The organism is Labrys wisconsinensis (assembly GCF_030814995.1).
In the GTDB taxonomy this organism is placed as follows: Bacteria; Pseudomonadota; Alphaproteobacteria; order Rhizobiales; family Labraceae; genus Labrys; species Labrys wisconsinensis.
Window position 1 is genome coordinate 185,767 of record NZ_JAUSVX010000007.1, and the last position, 16,386, is coordinate 202,152.

Sequence of the window (16,386 nt, forward strand, 5' to 3'; positions counted from 1 at the left end):
GCCGGCCCGCGATCTCCCCCGGCGGAGCCTGCCTTCCCTACTGCGCCGCCTGGTCCTTCTTCTCCGGCATGACGAAGATCTGGCCGGGATAGATCCAGTGCGGATCGCGGATCTGCGTGGCATTGGCGTCGTAGATCCAGGTGTAGCGCATGCCGCGGCCATAGGACTTGCGCGAGATGCGCCAGAGATTGTCGCCGCGCGCCACGGTCACCGTCTTCACCTCCGCGACCACCGCCTGCGAGTCGGAGGGCACGGGCGCCTTGACCGCCTGCTCCGGCTCCACCGCGGGCCTGGCGGTCTGCACCGCCTCGGCGCCGGCGGCCGGCTTGGCGACGGGCGTGCCCGGCTGCGGCGGCGTCCCGATGTCGCGGGTGACGGTCGCCGCCGGCTTGGGCGCGACCTCCGCCTGCGCCGTCACGACGGCGGGCGGCGCCGCGGGCCTGGCCCGGGCCTCCATGGTGAAGGGCACCTCGGCCCGCGTCAGCACCCGGCCGCTGGCATTGTCGACGTCGTCGACGCGCACGCGGTAATTGCCCGGCCGCATGCCCTTCTCGACCATCAGGCCGAAGCTGCCGTCCGGGGCCGCCCTGACGTTGGCGAGCGGCGTCTCGTTGAGGTAGATCCGCACGTCGGCGCCGGGCTGGGCCGTGCCGGTGACGAAGAAGCGGCCGGCCTCGTCGGCCTCCACCGTCTTGATCTCGACATTGATGCGCGCCGCCTCGGCCGGCTTCGACACCGGCGCGGCGGGCTTCGGCGCGGCGGCAGGCGCGGCCGGCACCGGAGCAGGCGCAGCCGGAGCGGCAGGCGCCGGGGTGGAAGCGGCAGGCGGCGGGGCGGACGGCACCGCCTCGGCGACCCTGACGGGCGCCGCCGGCGTCGACGGCGCTGGGGCCGCCGGCGCGGCGGCGGGAACGGGGGCCGCGACCGGTGCCGGCGCGGGCGGGGCCTGGGCGACCACCTGCCTCGCCGGCGCGGCCTTCTGGCCGCCGTCGCTCAGCACCTTGGCCGGCGCGTTGGGATCGTTGAGCACGACCACCACCTCCTCGCCCTGCTGCGTCGGCACCCGCACGGTGACGACCTGCTGGGACAAGGCGACGCGGCCGTCCGGGGTGGTGGCGCGCAAGGCCAGCTCGGCCGCGCCCTTGGGCAGCGGCTTGGGCACGATCGCCCATTGGCCGCCGACATCGGCGACGGCGCGGGCGAAGGGCGCCCCATCCTTCAGGAGCTCGACGGTCGCGCCCGGCACGCCCTGGCCGGCGACCACGGTGTCGCCCGAGGGCTCGACGCGGACGATGTCGAAGGTGGGAAGCTTGATGGCGGCCGGCGGCTGCGACGCTGCCGACGGCGTGGGCGCGGCCGCCGAGGCGGGCTGCTGCGCCGGCTCGGCCGGGGTCTGGGCCTGCGGCTTGACCGGCGCCTGCGCCGCCTGCTGCACCGGCTCGGGCGCGGCCCCGTCGGCGGCCGGCACGATCGGTGGCGAAGCGGGAGCGGTGGGCGCCGGCTCCTGCTTGACCGCCTGGGGAGCAGCCGGCACTGCCGGAGCCTCGGGCTTGGGCGCCGGATCTGCCGGAACGGCCGCCAGCTTCATCGGCGGCGCCGGGGCCGGGGCCGGAGGTTGATTCTTGACGATGCCGAACCACGTCACCGCCGCGGCCGCAGCGCCGATTCCCGTCAGGCCAATCCACGCGCGGCCGAGCATACCCGTCTCCATATGCGGCGTCCGCCCGAGGGGGCGAACGCCAATCCTGCGTCAGAACAGCAATAATGAATTATACGCTGTTTTGAAGCCTTTTCGCGGCTAAGCTTCGCAAAAGCGTTGAATAGTCACCCCCGGGCCTCGCTCTGCTCGCTTGACCCGGCCGTTGCTGCAATGCGAAAAACTGCACATGACAAAACTTTCCTCGATTTGCGTCTATTGCGGCTCCAGCCCCGGCGCCCGCCCCTCCTACCTCGAGGCCGCCCAGCGAGTCGGCGCCGACATGGCGGCAGCCGGCGCGCGCCTGGTCTATGGCGGCGGCGATGTCGGGCTGATGGGCGCGGTGGCCCGCTCGGTCATCGACCATGGCGGCTCCGTCACCGGCATCATCCCGAAATTCCTGCAGCGCCGCGAGCGCATGCTGACCGCGGTGGAGGACCTGATCGTCACGGTCGACATGCACGAGCGCAAGCGCCTGATGTTCGAGCGCGCCGACGCCTTCGTCGCCCTGCCGGGCGGCGTCGGCACCCTGGAGGAGCTGGTCGAGCAGCTCACCTGGGCCCAGCTCGGCCAGCACCGGAAGCCGGTGGTGCTCGCCAATATCGACGGCTTCTGGACCAAGCTCCTGGCGTTGCTGGAGCACATGCGCGAGGAAGGCTTCATCCCGCGCGAGCGCGCGGTCGACTACCTCGTCGCCGACCGGGCCGAGGACGTGGTGCCGCTGATCCGCCAGGCGCTGGCCGGCGTGGAGGAGGCCGAGCTGTCGATGAGCGTGTCGCCGGGCGTGCTGTAGAATCAGAAGCTTGGGTCGAAACGCTGAAGCGACGCTACACCGTGGCGCCCGTCCGGATCAGCTTGTACGTCATCGAGTCCGTCAGCGCCTGGAAGGAGGCGTCGATGATGTTGCCGGAGACGCCGACCGTGGTCCAGCGCTCGCCGGCGGCATCCTGGAACTCGATCAGCACGCGGGTGACCGCGTCGGTACCGCCCTGGAAGACGCGGACCTTGTAGTCGATCAGCTTCAGGTCCTCGATGAAGGACTGGTACTTGCCGAGATCCTTGCGCAGCGCCGTGTCGAGGGCGTTGACCGGGCCGTTGCCCTCGGCGGCCGAGATCAGCTTCTCCCCGCCGACGCGCAGCTTGACGATGGCGTCGGAGAAGATGCCGAGCTCGCCCTTGTCGTTCCAGCGCCGCTCGACATTGACCGAGAAGCTTTCCACCAGGAAGAAATCCGGGACATGGCCGAGGATGCGCCGGGCCAGGAGGTAGAACGACGCGTCGGCCTCCTCATAGGCATAGCCCTCCGCCTCCTTCTCCTTGAGCGCCTGCAGGAGGAGGCCGAGCGTGGGGTGGTCCTTCTCGACGCGGATGCCGAGGCGCTCCAGCTCCGCCAGGATGTTGGAGCGGCCGGCCTGGTCGGAGACCAGCACCTTGCGCCGGTTGCCGACGCTCTCGGGCGGTACATGCTCGTAGGTCGCGGGGTCCTTGACCACCGCCGAGGCATGGATGCCGGCCTTGGTGGCGAAGGCCGAGGAGCCGACATAGGGCGCGTGGTGGTCGGGCGTGCGGTTGAGGATCTCGTCGAGCTTGCGCGACACACGGGTGAGCGTGCCGAGCTTCTCCGCCGTCACGCCGGTCTCGAAACACTCGGCATAGCCCGGCTTCAGGAGCAGCGTCGGGATCAGCGAGGTGAGGTTGGCGTTGCCGCAGCGCTCGCCGAGGCCGTTGAGCGTGCCCTGGACCTGGCGCACGCCGGCGCGCACCGCGGCCAGGGAATTGGCCACCGCCTGCTCGGTGTCGTTGTGGGCGTGGATGCCCAGACGCTCGCCGGGGATCACGGCGGCGACCGCGGCGACGATGCGCTCGACCTCGTCGGGCTGGCTGCCGCCATTGGTGTCGCAGAGCACGACCCAGCGCGCGCCCGCCTCGTGGGCGGCGCGGGCGCAGGCGATGGCATAGGCCGGGTTGGCCTTGTAGCCGTCGAAGAAGTGCTCGCAGTCGAGCAGCACCTCCCGCCCGCGCGAGCGGGCGAGCGCGATGCTGTCGCGGATGCCCTCCAGGTTCTCCTCCAGCGACATGCCGAGCGCCAGCTCGACCTGGTGGTCCCAGGCCTTGGCGACGAAGCAGATCGCTCCCGCCCGAGCCTCGAGCAGCGCGGCGAGCCCGGGATCGTTCTCGGCCGAGCGCCCGGCGCGCCGGGTCATGCCGAAGGCGGTGAAGGTGGCCCGGAGCCCGTGGTCGGCGGCGAAGAACTCGGTGTCGAGCGGATTGGCGCCGGGATAGCCGCCCTCGACATAGTCGATGCCGAGGTCATCGAGCATGCGCGCCACCGCGAGCTTGTCGGCCAGGGAGAAGTGGACACCGGTGGTCTGGGCGCCGTCGCGCAGCGTCGTGTCGAAGAGGAAGAGGCGGGAGCGGGTCATGCGGGCTTGCCTGCGAGGCGCTTCTCCATCCGGGTGTTGCCGAGCCATTCGCCGCCGAGCTGCACCGTCTGGCGGTGCCGCGCCTCGAAGCCGCGCCGGGAGAAGAAGTCGCGGGCGGTGTCGCTGGCGTCGACCCGCAGCACCTTGGCGCCGCGGGCGGCGGCCAGCTTCTCCAGCGCGTCGACGAGCAGGCGCGCCACCCCCTGCCCGGCCACGCCGGGATGGACGTAGAGCATGTCGATCTCCTCGGCGCCCTTGAGGGCGGCAAAGCCGACGGGGGCGCCGGAGACGGTGGCGACCAGCGTCAGCTCCCCCGCGAGCCTGGCCCCGAAGGCCGCCTCGTCGTCGGCCGCCGAGGCCCAGGCCGCCTGCTGGTCCTCGTCATAGTCGTCGGAGGCGAGCTCCTCGATGGCGGCGCGGAAGATCGCCGCCAGGATCGGCCCGTCGGCGGGCAGGAAGGGCCGCAGGGCGGCTTGCAGCGGGCGGGCCATCAGCGCTTCACCTCCCAGGTCGTGCCGTCCTTGCCGTCCTTGATCGCCACGCCCATGGCGAGGAGATCGTCGCGCAGGCGGTCGGACTCGGCCCAGTTCCTGGCGGCGCGAGCGGCGCTGCGGGCGGCGACCAGGGCCTCGACCGCGGCAGGATCGACGCTGACCGCCGCTCTCGCCAGGTTGGCGAGCGCGGCGCGGTCGAGGGAGAAGCCGAGCAGCTTCAGCGTGGCGGCGCGGGCCCGCGCATCGGCGAGCCCGTGCAGGCGGGCGACGGCGAGCGGCGTGTTGAGGTCGTCCGAGAGCGCCTCGATCACGCCGGCATCGGGCGGCCCCTCGGCGGGCGCGCCGTCGTACCAGTCGTCGAGGGCGTGCTCGGCCTCCTCCAGCGCCTTCGCCGTCCAGTCGATCGGCTGGCGGTAATGGGTGCGCAGCATGGCCAGGCGCAGCACGTCGCCGTGCCAGCACCGCCCGCCGAACATGTCGGTGGAGAGCAGGGCGTTGATGGTGACGAAGTTGCCGAGGCTCTTGGACATCTTCTGGCCTTCGACCTGCAGGAAGCCGTTGTGCATCCAGACATTGGCCATGCGCGTCGTGCCGAAGGCGCAGCAGCTCTGGGCGATCTCGTTCTCGTGGTGCGGGAAGACCAGATCGATGCCGCCGCCGTGGATGTCGAAGACGTTGCGCCCGGGATCCTCGCAGGAAAGCCCGCCGCCGAACGGCTCAAGGAGCTTGGCCGTGGCCATGGCCGAGCATTCGATGTGCCAGCCCGGCCGGCCCGGCATGGCGATGCCGCAGGGGCTCGGCCAGCCCGGCTGGACGCCGGAGGACGGCTTCCACAGGACGAAGTCCATGGGATCGCGCTTGTAGGGCGCGACGTCGACGCGCGCGCCGGCCAGCATCTCGTCGAGGGAGCGGCGGGCGAGCGCGCCGTAGCGCGGCGCCCCGGGGAGCCTGTCCATCGCTGCCACGGAGAACAGCACGTGCTCCTCGGCGACATAGGCGACGCCGCGGGCGACGAGGCGCTCGATCAGCGCCTTCATGCCCTCGATATGGTCGGTCGCCCGCGGCTCCTCGGTCGGCGGCAGGCAGCCGAGCGCGGCGATGTCGGCATGGAACTGCCGGAGCGTGCCGTCGGTCAGCTCGCGGATCGAGATGCCGCTCTCATGGGCCCGCGCGTTGATCTTGTCGTCGACGTCGGTGACGTTGCGGGCATAGGCGACATGCGCCTCGCCATAGACATATCTCAGCAGGCGGAACAGCACGTCGAAGACGATCACCGGCCGGGCATTGCCGATATGGGCGAAGTCGTAGACCGTCGGGCCGCAGACATACATGCGCACATGCTTCGGATCCACCGGAGCAAAGTCGACCTTCTGCCGCGTCAGCGTGTCGTAGAGCCGCAAAACCATGAGTGTTCCCCGCCTCGCTGGCCGGGGGCGTCTCGCTCTTTGGTTTGGGCGAATGACGGCGCCAGCCAGCGATGTCGCTAGCTGCAAATAATCCCGGAGAGGATTGCCAGAGCCGTCATGGCCGGGAGCAATGTGGCAAGGCGCGCCCGAAGTCAAGAGGGCGAAGGCGGGGGACGGCGGCCGCTTCGAGGCCGGAATGCGGCGGCACATGCCCGACACGCGGGACTGTCGCGCGGGACGCGCAATTGTCCCGCCCGGACCGATGTCCATATCGGACGCGCTAGAGGGCGGTCGAAGTCCAGGAGATGGATGATGAGATCGGTAGTCATTTCGGCGCTTGCAGCGGCGGGCCTGGTTGCCTGCGTGTCCGGCGCCCTGGCGCACAGCAATCCGCGCGACTTCTATGCGATTCAGCGGGGCGAGCCCACGGACAGCACCACGGCAGCGCCTCTGGTGCAGCAGCCCCGGCCGATCGTGCATGTGCGCCACGCGGCCCTGGCCGCGCGCCACGTGAGCGCCCCGGAGCCGGCGGGGATGTGATCGGGCGCAAGACCCCGGACGGGACCGTCAGGGCCCCGTCCACACCAGGGCGCCGATGGCCAGCAGCAGGGCCGGCGGCATCACCACCAGGCCGAGCCCGAGAAAGCGCAGAGCGCCGATATGTTCGCCTTCGCGCCGCAAGGCGACCAGCCAGAGAATCGTGGCGAGCGAGCCGGTGACCGAGAGGTTCGGCCCGAGGTCGATGCCGATCAGCAGCGCGCCGGTCACCTTGGCCGGCACGTCCGCCGCAGCCGCGACCGAGCCGGCGACCAGGCCGGCCGGCAGGTTGTTGACCAGGTTGCAGGCGATGGCGGTGAGAATGCCGGCGCCCCAGGCGGCCTGGCCGGCGGAGCGGGTCGCCGCCTCGCGCAGCAGCACCACCAGCATGTCGATGACGCCGGTCTCGCGCAGCCCCTCGACCAGAATGAACAGGCCGGCCACCAGCGGCAGCACGCCCCAGGAGATGTGGCGGAGCACCGGCCAGGGCGCCTCCCGGGTGCGCAGCATCACCACGGCTGCGGTGAGGACGCCGGCAACGAAGGTCGGCAGGCCGAGATCCCAGCCGAGGGCGGAGGCGAGGGTCAGCACCACGGCCGTGGCGGCGATGCCCCAGGCGATGAAGCGCCCGCCGGCCGAGAGCGGCCGGGCGGGCAGCTCGGTCGCCAGCGGCTCGACCAGAGCCCGGCGCTGGGTGAAGCGCAGCGCCGCATAGGTCGCGGCGATGGCCGCGAGCGAGGGCAGCGCGAACTGGCGCAGCCAGTCGAGCAGCGAGGGCATGTGCCGGCCGAACACCACCAGGTTGGCCGGGTTCGAGATCGGCAGCACGAAGCTGGCGGCGTTGGCGATGAAGGCGCAGATCAGGAGATAGGGCAACGGCTCGGCCCGGGCGGCGCGCGCAGCGGCATAGACCGCCGGCGTCAGCACCACGGCGGTGGCGTCGTTGGACAGGAACACGGTGACGAGGGTGCCGACGGCATAGACCAGCGCGAACAGCCGGCGCGGCGATCCCCGGGCATGGCGCACCGCATGGATCGCCAGCCAGTCGAACAGGCCCTCGGCCCGGGCAAGCTCGGCCAGCAACATCATGCCGATCAGGAAGAGATAGACGTCGGTCCCCTTGGCCGCCGCGCCGAGGGCGGCCGGAACGGGCAGCAGGCCGAAGACGATCAGCGCCAGGGCGCCCGCCACCGCCCAGATCGCCTCGGGCCAGCGCAGCGGGCGGACGATGACGCCGAGCGTCGCCGTGGCCGCGATGGCCCAGATCGCCGTGGTGGCCGGGGTGAGCTCGAGGGGCAGGGAGGTGGGCACGTGCGCTTGCAACACGCCGCCGCGGCCGGGTCAATGGCCCCGGTGATGCGACCACGCCACATCGGCCGCCAAAGAAAAGGCGAACGACCTTTACCGATGTTTAAATTCGCACAGCGATGCTACGCCCCGTCCGCTATCGAACGGTCAGCCCCCAGTATCAACCGCGTAAATTCGATGACCCCTCGCTTGCTCGCCGCGGCTCTCGCGCTCATCCTCGCAACGCCAGCCCTCGCCCAGAACGCCGCGTCCTTCGTCGTCGCCAACGACGACGGCTACGGCGTCGACACCTGCCTCGAATCGGGCACGGCCTGCGGGCAGCCGATCGCCAACTCCTGGTGCGTGGCCAACGGCTACGACCATGCGATCGGCTTCCGGCCCCAGACCGCCGCCGACGTCACCGGCTCGATCGCGACGCCGACGCAGGTCGCCGCGGTGGCCGACCCGCACGCGGTGGTCATCACTTGTGAAAAGTGACGGCGCTCACGCGCCTTGGCGAAAAATGACGGCGCTCGCGCGCCTTGGCGAGAAGTGACGGCGCTCACGCGCCTTGGCGAGAAGTGACGGCGCTCGCGCGCCTTGGCGAGACGTGACGGCGCCGGCACGTCTCGAACGCCGCTTGCGCGACGCCGCTCAGTTCGTCACCCAGTCGGCGCAGCGCGGCCCTTCCTGGTTGCCCCAGGGCATGATCGGCACGGTCGAGGTCGAGTTCTTCGGCGAGCCGTCGATCAGCTTGTCGGAATAGACCACATAGACCAGCACGTTGCGCTTGACGTCGCAGCCGCGCACCACCTGCATCTTCTTGAAGAACAGCGAGCGGGACTGGCGGTAGACCACGTCCCCCTGCTCGAACTTCTGCTTGATCGAGATCGGGCCGACCTGGCGGCAGGACAGCGAGATGTCCGACACCTGCTCAGCCACGCCGAACATGCCGGCCATGCCGCCCTTTTCCGGCACGGTGAAATGGCAGGCGACGCCGTTGACGACGGGGTCGTCGATGCCGTAGGTCGCCAGCTTGTCGTCCGGCGTGAGGAATTTCCACACGGTCGATTTCTTGAAGATCAGATCGGGCTCCTCCGCCATCGCGGGGTGGGCCGCGAACGCCAGAAGGGCGGTCAGGACGAAACAGGCCTTGCGGATCATCACGATCTCCTTGCTCCGGGCCGCATATGGCGAGCCCTGTCTCGATGCGCCAGAGCGGGGCGGCGGCTTCATGGTTTGGTCACGATTTGGGACTTTGCTCCGCGCCGCAATGCAGAGCTCGATCCTCCGTGCGGCAGTCTTCTCGGCCGTGATGACGATATCAGGCGCCGCGCTGGCTCAGGACGCGCGCTGCGCCCGGCTCGATGCGCAGCTGCGCGCCATCGAGCAGGAGAGCGACGCCGACCCCGCCCGGGTCGAGCGCTACCGCGACGCGGTCGAGCGCCAGGCCGGGGAGCTGCAGCGCACGCAGGACTATGCCGCCTCGATCGGCTGCGATTCGGCCCTGTTCGAGCCGCCGGCGCAGTGCCGGGCGCTCGATGCCAACATCCGGCGCATGGATCGCAATCTCGGGCTGCTGCAGCGCCAGCTCTCCCGCCTGTCCGGCGATCTCGGCGCCCGGCGCGAGGCGGAACGCCAGCGCACGCTCGCCCTGCTCGCCCGCCTCGACTGCAACGGCCTGCCGGCGCACGAGGACCCCGATCCCGACCAGCTGCAGGCATCCGGCACCTTCGAGCAGCTGTTCGGTCCGGACGGGGCCGAGCCGCATGCCGCGCCGCCGGACGCGGACCGCGAGACCGCCCTGCCCGACACCACGCTGCCGCCCTTCGGGCCGCTGCCGCGCGGCAGCAATCTGCGCACCATCTGCGTGCGCACCTGCGACGGCTATTTCTTCCCGATCAGCTTCGCCACCAGCTCGGCGAGCTTCGCCGGCGATGCGGAAACCTGCCGTCGGCAATGCCCCGGCGCGACGGTCGAGCTCTACGCCTATGACAATGGCTCGCAGAAGGTCGAGGACGCGGTCTCCACCGTCTCCGGCGGGCTGCTCTCGGCCATGCCCAACGCCTTCAAGTTCCGCACGAAGCTCGACAAGTCCTGCACCTGCCACGCGCAAGGGGAAGCCTCGATCCAGTCGCGGGCCCCGGCGGGCGATGCCCTGAAGCGGCTCGACGAGCCGGCCTCACCCGGCCAGGGCGCCGCGGCACCGCCGGCCCCGGTCGCGGCGGCGCCGCGCAAGGCCGCCATCGACAGCCTGCCGACCACGGAGGGCCGGGAGATCGAGGTCACCAACCCCGACGGCACCAAGAAGCGCGTGCGGGTGATCGCGCCGGGCCTGACGCCGGTGCAGTGAGAGCCGGCGAAGCGCCTCAGGCCGCCCCTTCGAGCCGCGCCAGGGCCCGGTCCCGGCCGATCAGCGGCAGCAGCGCCTTCAGTTCCGGCCCGTGCTCAAGCCCGGTCAGGGCGAGGCGCAGCGGCATGAACAGGCTGCGGCCCTTGGCGCCGGTCGCCGCCTTCACCGCCTCGACCCATGCCGCCCATGTCCCCTCGTCCCAGGGCTCGGGCGGCAGCAGCGCGGCGGCGGCCTGCGCGAAGGCGCGATCCTCGAGCACCGGCGCGACCGGCCCCGTCACCACGCGCCACCACGAGGCAGCGTCGGTGAGGCGCACGATGTTGCCGCGCACCGCGAGCCAGAAGGCCTCGCCGCCGCCGACGCCCAGCGCCGCGAGGCGCCCGGCGACCGCGGCATGAGGCATCTCGTGCAGCAGCCTGGCATTGAGCGTCTCGAGGTCGGCGGGATCGAAGCGGGCCGGCGCCCGGGAAATGCGCGAGAGGTCGATCAGCCCGGCGAGCTCGGCCAGGGTCGCGACCGGCCGGACCGCCTCGGCCGTGCCGGTGAGCATGGCGAGGCTCGCCACCGCCATCGGCTCCAGGCCGCCGTCGCGCAGGGAGCCGATCGACAGCGCGCCGCTGCGCTTCGACAGCCCCTCCCCGCTCGCCGTGGTGAGGAGGTTGTGGTGCGAGAAGGCCGGCACGGCGGCGCCGAGCGCCTGGAAGATCTGGATCTGCACCGCCGTGTTGGTGACGTGGTCCTCGCCGCGGATGACGTGGTCGACCGCGAGATCGATGTCGTCGACCACCGAGGGCAGCGTGTAGAGATAGCCGCCGTCGGCGCGCACCAGCACGGGGTCGGAAAGCGAGGCGGTGTCGATGTGGGCGGGGCCGCGCACCCCGTCCTCCCAGGCGACGATGCGGTGCTCCAGGAGGAAGCGCCAATGCGGCCGCCGGCCGGCCATCTCGAAGGCCATCTTCTCCGCCACGGTGAGCTTCAAGGCGGCACGGTCGTAGACGGGCGGCAGGCCGCGCGCCATCTGGCGCTTGCGCCGGCGCTCCAGCTCCTCCTCGGTCTCGTAGCAGGCATAGAGCCTGCCGGCGTCCTGCAGCCTCTCGACCGCGGCATCGTAGAGGGCGATCCGATCGGACTGGCGGACCGTGAGGTCCGGCGCCACGCCGAGCCAGGCGAGGTCGACGGCGATGGCCTCGGCATATTCGGGACGCGAGCGCTCGCGGTCGGTGTCGTCGAAGCGCAGGATGAAGCGTCCGCCCGCCCGCTTGGCGACGCACCAGTTCAGCAGCGCCGTGCGGGTATTGCCGATATGGATGCGGCCGGTGGGCGAAGGCGCGAAGCGGACGACGGGCATGGGGAGCCGGGCAAAGGGGGCTGATCAGGGCCTGACATACAGCAAACGGCCGGCGTGTCGAGCCCGCAGAGCGGCCCGGCGGGCGGCGCCGCAGCGCTCCCGCGACGGCTCGACGCAGGCGCGAGCCGCGCGCAGTGCGGCATGATCACCACAAGCATTCATCCTTTTTTGGGCATTGTTGCGCAGGGTTTCCAACGTGTGAAGTTTTGCGTATCAGAGTCGTCATGCCCCGCCAGCGTTCTTCCCTGCTCCTTGCCCTCGCCTGCCTCGCCCCCCTGGTCCACGCCGGACCGGCCGCGGCGCAGGACGCTGCCGCCACGTCCAGCCCCTGGGACCTGTTCTCGGGCGACTGGTCGCTGAGCGTCGGCGCCAGCGGCTTCATCGCCCCGAGCTACGAGGGCGCCAACGATCTCGCCTTCAAGGCCGTGCCGATGATCTCGCTGGCCCGGACAGGCACCACCACCCGCTTCTCCTCGCGCAACGACAACATCTCCTTCGGCGTGATCGACACCGGCACGTTCCGCTTCGGCCCGACGGCCAAGCTGGTGGTCGGGCGCGACGACGGCACGTCGAACGACCTGAGGGGACTGAAGACCGTGCCGTGGGGCGCGGAGGTCGGCGGCTTCGCCGAGTATTATCCGACGGACTGGCTGCGCCTGCGCGGCGAGGTGCGCCACGGCATCGTCTCCCATCACGGCGTGGTCGGCGACTTCTTCGCCGACGCCTTCACCGACCTGACGCCGACGCTGCGCCTCTCCGGCGGGCCGCGCCTGTCGGCTGCCTCCGCCAGCTATTTCGACGCCTATTACGGCGTGAGCGCGCAGGAATCGCTGGCCTCGGGCCTTGATGTCTATTCGCCCGGCGGCGGCCTCAAGTCCGCCGGCTTCGGCGGCGCCCTCACCTGGAAGGCGACCGACAAGATCGAGACCAGCCTGTTCGCCGAATATGCCCGCCTGCTCGGTCCGGCCGCGGATTCGAGCCTGGTCGAGCAGCGCGGCTCGGTGGACCAGTTCGTGTTCGGCGTCTCCGCGACCTACCGCTTCGACTTCGCGCTCTGAGGCGCCGGCCGAAGCGAGGGCTCCGCGACCGGCTTGGAAGAGTCAGAAGTCGACCACCTCGGCCATGCTGCGGCCCGACATGCGATAGAGCGCGGGATCGGGCTGGAAGCGCGCGCCGTCGCGGAAGCGGTTGGTGATGGGATAGCGCCGGTCGCGGCCGAAATTCTTCTCCGTCACCTTGACGCCGGGCGCCGCCTGGCGGCGCTTGTACTCGGCGCGGGCCACCAACCCCTCCACCTGGCGCACCACGGCCTCGTCATGGCCGCGGGCGACGATGTCGGTGACGCGCATCTCGTTCTCGACCAGGCCGCGCAGGATGTCGTCGAGCACGTCGTAGGGCGGCAAGGTCTCCTGGTCGGTCTGGTCCTCGCGCAGCTCGGCGCTGGGCGCCCTCATCAGGATCGCCTCGGGCACGACGACGCCGTCCGGCCCGAGGGCGCCCGCCGGCTTCCGGCGGTTGCGCAGGGCGGCGAGGCGGTACACCTCGGTCTTGTAGAGGTCCTTCACGGGATTGAAGCCGCCGTTCATGTCACCGTAGAGCGTGCAATAGCCGACCGACACCTCCGACTTGTTGCCGGTGGTCAGCACCATCGCGCCGAGCTTGTTGGAGATCGACATCAGCATGGTGCCGCGGATGCGGCTCTGCATGTTCTCCTCGGTGACGTCGCGGGGATGGCCGGCGAACAGCGGCGCCAGCGCCGCCTCCAGCGCCTCGACCGGCCCGCCGATCGGCACCACGTCGTAGCGGCAGCCGAGCGCGGCGGCACAGGCCCGCGCATCCGCGAGGCTCTCGGACGCGGTGTAGCGATAGGGCAGCATGACGGCGTGCACGCGCTGCGGCCCGAGCGCGTCGACCGCCATGGCCGCGACCAGGGCCGAGTCGATGCCGCCGGACAGGCCGAGGACCACGCCGGGAAAGCGGTTCTTCTCCACATAGTCCCGGAGGCCGAGGATGCAGGCGGCATAGTCGGCCGCGTCGCCCTCCTCGACCGGCGCGACCGCCCCCCTGTCGCAGGCCCAGCCGGCCGGGCCGCGCCGCCAGGTGGTGGTCAGCACCGCTTCCTCGAAGGCGGGAAGCTGCACCGCCAGGCCATGGTCGGCGTTGAGGGCGAACGAGGCGCCGTCGAACACCACCTCGTCCTGGCCGCCGACCTCGTTGGCATAGAGCAGCGGCAGGCCGGATTCGGCGACGCGCGCCACGGCGATGTTGAGGCGGACGTCGGCCTTGTCGCGGTGATAGGGCGAGCCGTTCGGCACCAGCAGCAGCTCCGCGCCAGTCTCGGCCAGGCATTCCACCACGTCGGGCCCCCAGATGTCCTCGCAGATCGGCACGCCCAGGCGCACGCCGCGGAAGGGGATGGGACCCGGCATCGGCCCGGGCTGGAACACGCGCTTCTCGTCGAACACGCCGTAGTTCGGCAGATCGACCTTGAAGCGCACCGCCGCGACCGCTCCGGCATCGAGCAGGGCTACGGCATTGTGCAGCCGGCCGGCCTCGGCCCAGGGCAGGCCGATCAGCACCGCCGGGCCGCCGTCGCCGGTCTCGCGGGCGAGCGTCTCCAGCGCCGCGCGGCAGGCCTCCTGGTAGGAGGGCTTCAGGACGAGGTCCTCCGGCAGGTAGCCGGAGAGGAAGAGCTCGGTGAACAGCACGAGGTCGGCCCCCTGGCCCCGCGCGACGGCCCGGGCGCCGCGCGCCTTGGCGAGATTGCCGGCGATGTCGCCGAGGGTCGGCTTCAGCTGCGCCACGGCGATGCGCAGGCGGTCGGGGCTGTCGGTGCTCATGGCAGAGATTTATGACCTCGCGCGCGGCGCCGCAATGTCGCGCGCCCGAGGCCGCGGCTCTGCCCGCCCCGCGCTCAGGCCGCCGGCGGACCCAGACGCGCGTGCCGGAACGCCCACTCGGCCCAGAGCGAGACGAGCATGGTCAGGGCGCCGAGGATCCAGTGGGTCTGGGCGGCGCGGATATCCGCCGCGAAGCCGAGCGCCCAGGGCGCGGCAACGAGCCAGGCGCCCAGGGCCAGCGTCACCCATTCCTCCCACGCCTTGAATTCTGACAGCGAGGCGCAGGCGAGATAGGCGAGCAGCACCGCGACGACGCAGGCGTTCCAGGCGGGCCGGCGGTCTCCGGCGAAGCCGAGCGCCCAGGGCGCCGCGAACAGCGCCACGGCCAGCACGAGCAGCAGCCAGTCCTGAGATCTCTTTGTGCGGAAGACTTGCAAGGCCATGGGTTCCTCCATCCGTCGCGACGCATGGCAATCCCCTCGGCTCATATATATCGTTATACGATATATATCGCAACGCGACACATGATCGCGGCGGTCCGGCTCACATCAGGCGAAGCGTTCCCAGAGCGCCAGCAGCCAGACCAGGCCCGACAGGAGCAGCAGCATGAACACGGCGGCGCTGCCGAGGTCCTTCACCACCTTGATGTGCGGGTGGAGATCCGGCCGGACATGGTCGGCCAGCTTCTCGATGGCGGTGTTGAGGAACTCCACGGCGAGCAGGATCAGCAGGACGCCGATCAGCGCCAGCCGCTTCCAGTTGTCGTCGGTGATCAGGAACGAGGCCGGCAGGGCGATGGCGAGCAGCACCGCCTCCTGCTGCACCGCCTGCTCGGTGCGGATGGCGTGCGACCAGCCGGCCCAGGAATGGAAGAAGGCCTTGATGATCCGCTCCATGGCGCCGCTCCGCTCTGCCCGCTCCCCGTGTTAGCGGTGCGGGCATGCAGCCGCAACGCGGCCAGGTTTCAGCTCCAGTCGAGCACGATCTTGCCACACTCCCCGCGCGCCATGGTCTCGAAGCCCTGCAGGAAATCCGCGGTCTTCAGCCGGTGGGTGATGACCGGGCGGATGTCGAGGCCGCTCTGCAGCATGGCCAGCATCTTGTGCCAGGTCTCGAACATCTCGCGTCCGTAGATGCCCTTGATGGTCAGCATCTTGAAGACGATCCGGTTCCAGTCCACCGCATAGGGCGCGGCCGGGATGCCGAGCATGGCGATGTGCCCGCCCATCAGCATGACGTCGAGCATCTGCTGGAAGGCCGGCGGCGCACCGCTCATCTCCAGGCCGACGTCGAAGCCTTCCTTCATCTTGAGGCGGGCCATGACGTCGCGCAGGTCCTCCTCGGCGACGTTGACCGGCGTGACGCTCGCCACCTTGGCCGCGAGATCGAGGCGCACCGGGTTGACGTCGGTGATGACAACGTGCCGCGCCCCGGCGTGGCGCGCCACCGCCCCGGCCATGATGCCGATCGGGCCGGCGCCGGTGATCAGCACGTCCTCGCCGACGAGGTCGAAGGAGAGCGCGGTGTGGACGGCATTGCCGAGCGGATCGAGGATGGCGCCGAGCTCGTCGTCGATCTCGTCGGGCAGCGGCACGATGTTGAAGGCCGGCACCTTGACGTATTCGGCGAAGGCGCCGGGCATGTTGACGCCGATGCCGCGCGTCTCGGGGTCGAGATGGAACTTGCCGGCCCGGGTCGCCCGGCTGCGCATGCCGACGACGTGGCCCTCGCCGGAGACACGCTGGCCGACCTTGAGCGTGCGCACATGCGAGCCGACCTCGACGATCTCGCCGGCATATTCGTGGCCGACCACCATCGGCACCGGAATGGTCTTCTGGGCCCAGGGGTCCCATTTGTAGATATGGACGTCGGTGCCGCAGATGCCGGTCTTGCGCACCTTCACCAGCACGTCGTCCTCGCCGATCACCGGCACCGGCTCGCTCTCGGAGAGCCACAGCCCGGGCTCGGGACGGGATTTCACCAGGGCTTTCATGGGGATAGG

The 16,386-nt window shown here is 70.8% G+C and carries 16 protein-coding genes; 5 read left to right on the forward strand and 11 right to left on the reverse strand.

The annotated features are described in order from the left end of the window. Window positions 1-37: 37 nt before the first annotated feature. Window positions 38-1,699, reverse strand: coding sequence for a LysM peptidoglycan-binding domain-containing protein (locus tag QO011_RS19535; protein WP_307275227.1), 1,662 nt, complete (start codon window positions 1,697-1,699; stop codon window positions 38-40). A 187-nt stretch (window positions 1,700-1,886) separates the two neighbouring features. Between QO011_RS19535 and QO011_RS19540 the strand changes: the two genes are divergently transcribed. Next, complete coding sequence (locus QO011_RS19540; RefSeq protein ID WP_307275229.1) at window positions 1,887-2,489, forward strand: LOG family protein; 603 nt, start codon at window positions 1,887-1,889, stop codon at window positions 2,487-2,489. A 34-nt stretch (window positions 2,490-2,523) separates the two neighbouring features. Here the strand turns inward: QO011_RS19540 and cimA are convergent, their stop codons facing one another. Genes cimA through cysS form a run of 3 tightly spaced genes read right to left on the reverse strand, consistent with a single transcriptional unit; the run spans window position 2,524 to window position 6,019 of the window. Further along, window positions 2,524-4,119: a citramalate synthase gene (cimA, locus tag QO011_RS19545; RefSeq protein WP_307275232.1), complete on the reverse strand. Its 1,596-nt coding sequence runs from the start codon at window positions 4,117-4,119 to the stop codon at window positions 2,524-2,526. Beyond that, entirely contained in the window at window positions 4,116-4,610 is a 495-nt protein-coding gene (locus tag QO011_RS19550) for a GNAT family N-acetyltransferase (RefSeq protein ID WP_307275235.1), read from the reverse strand. Before QO011_RS19550 ends, cimA begins: the two co-directional genes overlap by 4 nt. Beyond that, window positions 4,610-6,019 (reverse strand): cysteine--tRNA ligase, encoded by a 1,410-nt coding sequence (gene cysS / locus QO011_RS19555; protein ID WP_307275238.1) that lies wholly within the window; start codon window positions 6,017-6,019, stop codon window positions 4,610-4,612. Before cysS ends, QO011_RS19550 begins: the two co-directional genes overlap by 1 nt. Window positions 6,020-6,331: 312 nt before the next feature. Between cysS and QO011_RS19560 the strand changes: the two genes are divergently transcribed. After that, window positions 6,332-6,559 (forward strand): hypothetical protein, encoded by a 228-nt coding sequence (locus QO011_RS19560; protein WP_307275241.1) that lies wholly within the window; start codon window positions 6,332-6,334, stop codon window positions 6,557-6,559. 27 nt (window positions 6,560-6,586) lie between these two features. Here the strand turns inward: QO011_RS19560 and QO011_RS19565 are convergent, their stop codons facing one another. Then, window positions 6,587-7,867 carry an arsenic transporter gene (locus QO011_RS19565; RefSeq protein WP_307275243.1) on the reverse strand — a complete coding sequence of 427 codons (1,281 nt, stop codon included), beginning with the start codon at window positions 7,865-7,867 and terminating at the stop codon, window positions 6,587-6,589. Between the two features lie 174 nt (window positions 7,868-8,041). On the opposite strand from QO011_RS19565, the gene QO011_RS19570 reads away from it, so the two are divergent. Next, window positions 8,042-8,341 (forward strand): hypothetical protein, encoded by a 300-nt coding sequence (locus QO011_RS19570; RefSeq protein WP_307275246.1) that lies wholly within the window; start codon window positions 8,042-8,044, stop codon window positions 8,339-8,341. Between the two features lie 156 nt (window positions 8,342-8,497). Here the strand turns inward: QO011_RS19570 and QO011_RS19575 are convergent, their stop codons facing one another. Beyond that, complete coding sequence (locus QO011_RS19575) at window positions 8,498-9,007, reverse strand: CreA family protein (RefSeq protein ID WP_370881982.1); 510 nt, start codon at window positions 9,005-9,007, stop codon at window positions 8,498-8,500. A 109-nt stretch (window positions 9,008-9,116) separates the two neighbouring features. Between QO011_RS19575 and QO011_RS19580 the strand changes: the two genes are divergently transcribed. Beyond that, window positions 9,117-10,196: a DUF2865 domain-containing protein gene (locus QO011_RS19580; RefSeq protein WP_307275249.1), complete on the forward strand. Its 1,080-nt coding sequence runs from the start codon at window positions 9,117-9,119 to the stop codon at window positions 10,194-10,196. Window positions 10,197-10,212: 16 nt separating this feature from the next. Here the strand turns inward: QO011_RS19580 and gltX are convergent, their stop codons facing one another. Next, on the reverse strand, window positions 10,213-11,544 hold the full coding sequence (gltX, locus tag QO011_RS19585; RefSeq protein WP_307275251.1) for a glutamate--tRNA ligase: 1,332 nt from the start codon (window positions 11,542-11,544) through the stop codon (window positions 10,213-10,215). Window positions 11,545-11,768: 224 nt separating this feature from the next. Here gltX and QO011_RS19590 point away from each other — a divergent pair, with 224 nt between their 5' ends. Beyond that, window positions 11,769-12,602 (forward strand): MipA/OmpV family protein, encoded by an 834-nt coding sequence (locus tag QO011_RS19590; protein WP_307275254.1) that lies wholly within the window; start codon window positions 11,769-11,771, stop codon window positions 12,600-12,602. 42 nt (window positions 12,603-12,644) lie between these two features. Here QO011_RS19590 and QO011_RS19595 read toward each other — a convergent pair whose 3' ends face one another. From QO011_RS19595 to tdh, 4 genes are all read right to left on the reverse strand, one after another. Then, on the reverse strand, window positions 12,645-14,384 hold the full coding sequence (locus QO011_RS19595; RefSeq protein WP_307275256.1) for an NAD+ synthase: 1,740 nt from the start codon (window positions 14,382-14,384) through the stop codon (window positions 12,645-12,647). Between the two features lie 74 nt (window positions 14,385-14,458). Next, a complete protein-coding gene (locus QO011_RS19600; protein ID WP_307275259.1) occupies window positions 14,459-14,827 on the reverse strand; it encodes an SPW repeat protein in 369 nt (122 codons plus the stop codon). Between the two features lie 105 nt (window positions 14,828-14,932). Beyond that, window positions 14,933-15,280 (reverse strand): diacylglycerol kinase, encoded by a 348-nt coding sequence (locus QO011_RS19605; protein WP_307275260.1) that lies wholly within the window; start codon window positions 15,278-15,280, stop codon window positions 14,933-14,935. 68 nt (window positions 15,281-15,348) lie between these two features. After that, on the reverse strand, window positions 15,349-16,377 hold the full coding sequence (tdh, locus tag QO011_RS19610) for an L-threonine 3-dehydrogenase (RefSeq protein ID WP_307275261.1): 1,029 nt from the start codon (window positions 16,375-16,377) through the stop codon (window positions 15,349-15,351). Between the last annotated feature and the right edge of the window lie 9 nt (window positions 16,378-16,386).

Excerpts from the sequence above, each read along its gene's own strand:
- QO011_RS19540 (WP_307275229.1), top strand. The coding sequence starts at position 1,887 with ATGACAAAACTTTCCTCGATTTGCGTCTATTGCGGCTCCAGCCCCGGC.
- QO011_RS19580 (WP_307275249.1), top strand. The coding sequence starts at position 9,117 with ATGCAGAGCTCGATCCTCCGTGCGGCAGTCTTCTCGGCCGTGATGACG.
- QO011_RS19605 (WP_307275260.1), bottom strand. The coding sequence starts at position 15,280 with ATGGAGCGGATCATCAAGGCCTTCTTCCATTCCTGGGCCGGCTGGTCG.
- gltX (WP_307275251.1), bottom strand. The coding sequence starts at position 11,544 with ATGCCCGTCGTCCGCTTCGCGCCTTCGCCCACCGGCCGCATCCATATC.
- QO011_RS19600 (WP_307275259.1), bottom strand. The coding sequence starts at position 14,827 with ATGGCCTTGCAAGTCTTCCGCACAAAGAGATCTCAGGACTGGCTGCTG.
- QO011_RS19590 (WP_307275254.1), top strand. The coding sequence starts at position 11,769 with ATGCCCCGCCAGCGTTCTTCCCTGCTCCTTGCCCTCGCCTGCCTCGCC.
- tdh (WP_307275261.1), bottom strand. The coding sequence starts at position 16,377 with ATGAAAGCCCTGGTGAAATCCCGTCCCGAGCCCGGGCTGTGGCTCTCC.
- QO011_RS19595 (WP_307275256.1), bottom strand. The coding sequence starts at position 14,384 with ATGAGCACCGACAGCCCCGACCGCCTGCGCATCGCCGTGGCGCAGCTG.
- QO011_RS19550 (WP_307275235.1), bottom strand. The coding sequence starts at position 4,610 with ATGGCCCGCCCGCTGCAAGCCGCCCTGCGGCCCTTCCTGCCCGCCGAC.
- QO011_RS19560 (WP_307275241.1), top strand. The coding sequence starts at position 6,332 with ATGAGATCGGTAGTCATTTCGGCGCTTGCAGCGGCGGGCCTGGTTGCC.
- cysS (WP_307275238.1), bottom strand. The coding sequence starts at position 6,019 with ATGGTTTTGCGGCTCTACGACACGCTGACGCGGCAGAAGGTCGACTTT.
- cimA (WP_307275232.1), bottom strand. The coding sequence starts at position 4,119 with ATGACCCGCTCCCGCCTCTTCCTCTTCGACACGACGCTGCGCGACGGC.
- QO011_RS19535 (WP_307275227.1), bottom strand. The coding sequence starts at position 1,699 with ATGCTCGGCCGCGCGTGGATTGGCCTGACGGGAATCGGCGCTGCGGCC.
- QO011_RS19570 (WP_307275246.1), top strand. The coding sequence starts at position 8,042 with ATGACCCCTCGCTTGCTCGCCGCGGCTCTCGCGCTCATCCTCGCAACG.
- QO011_RS19575 (WP_370881982.1), bottom strand. The coding sequence starts at position 9,007 with ATGATCCGCAAGGCCTGTTTCGTCCTGACCGCCCTTCTGGCGTTCGCG.